Annotated in this window: 2 protein-coding genes; both read right to left on the reverse strand. The window is 69.1% G+C overall.

All coding sequences use genetic code 11. The annotated features are described in order from the left end of the window. A partial coding sequence (locus tag ACIA77_RS52445; RefSeq protein ID WP_395893753.1) for a fumarylacetoacetate hydrolase family protein occupies window positions 1-764 on the reverse strand: 764 nt, incomplete at its 3' end. Window positions 765-778: 14 nt separating this feature from the next. Beyond that, a partial coding sequence (locus ACIA77_RS52450; RefSeq protein WP_395893754.1) for a VOC family protein occupies window positions 779-1,240 on the reverse strand: 462 nt, incomplete at its 5' end.

The raw sequence follows: 1,240 nt of genomic DNA on the forward strand, positions 1-1,240 counted from the left end.
GCCGGCGTGCCGGTGAGGATGAGGTCGCCGGGCCGCAGCGTGATGGTGTCGCTCACCGAGGACACGAGCGTGGGCACGTCGAAGACCAGGTGCGCGGTCGTGCCGTCCTGGCGCAGCTCGTCGTTCACCCAGGTGCGCAGCCGGAACCGGTCGGGGGCCGGCGCCTCGTCGGCGGTGAGCAGCCACGGCCCCGTCGGGCAGAAGGTGTCGGCGCCTTTTCCCCGCATGATCTGCAGGTAGGCGGGGCTCTTGTGCAGTTCCGCGCTGAACACGTCGCGCGCCGTCACGTCGTTGGCGATCAGGTACCCGGCGACGTGCGCCATCGCCTGCTCCTTCGGAATGCGCCGGCCGCCGCGGCCGATCACGACGGTGAGCTCGCACTCGTAGTCGAGTTCGGCCGACTCCACCGGCCGGACCACCGGATCGCAGGGGCCGCCGAGCGCGGTGATCGGTTTGGTGAAAAGCACCGGAACGTCGGGGAACTGCCCGGCCGGGCCGACGATCTCGGTGACGTGCTCCCGGTAGTTCGCGCCGACGGCCACGATGGTGCCGGGGTGCGGCACGGGCGGGCCGAGCCGGACGTCGGCCCGTGACACCGTCCCCACCAGGTCGGTGAGCGACGGCGTCAGCTCGGGCAGCCGGGCCAGGATGGCGTTCATGTCACCGGGTACCCCGGGCACCTCGTCGAGCGGGACGATCCGATCGTCGGCGGTGAGGACGCCCGGTCGCTCACCGCCGGCGGCGCCGAAGCTGACCAGCCTCATGACGTGACCTCCTTTCAGCGCGTTCGCCGGGTCAGCTCTTCGAACGACGCACCCGCGCGCAGCCGCGCGTTCATCTCGTCCGGGTCGAAGTCGATGCCTCGTGGGTTGTCCCGGTAGATCGGCCCGGCGAGGAAGGCGTCGGCCTCTTCGACGGTTGCGAAGACGTCGACTTGCAGCTCGATGTGGTTGCCGTCCGGGTCGGCGTAGTACATCGAGATGGTCGGTCCGTGGTTCACCGTCCACAACGGAATGATGGCCTCGGCCTTCAGGCGTTCGTAGTTGTCGAACAGCGCTTCCAGGCTGTCGTAGGTGAAGGAGAAGTGTTGCAGGCCCACCACCGCGTTCTGCGGGACCGCGTACTCGTCGAGCGAAACGAGGCCGATGCGGTGGTGTTCGTCGTCGTAGGCCAGGAACGCCAGGCTGCCGTTGTCGTACGCGGGTTTGGCGCCCAGCACGAGGCAGTACCAGTCGCGCAT

The sequence above is a fragment of the Amycolatopsis sp. NPDC051903 genome (assembly GCF_044452505.1).
GTDB lineage: Bacteria > Actinomycetota > Actinomycetes > Mycobacteriales > Pseudonocardiaceae > Amycolatopsis.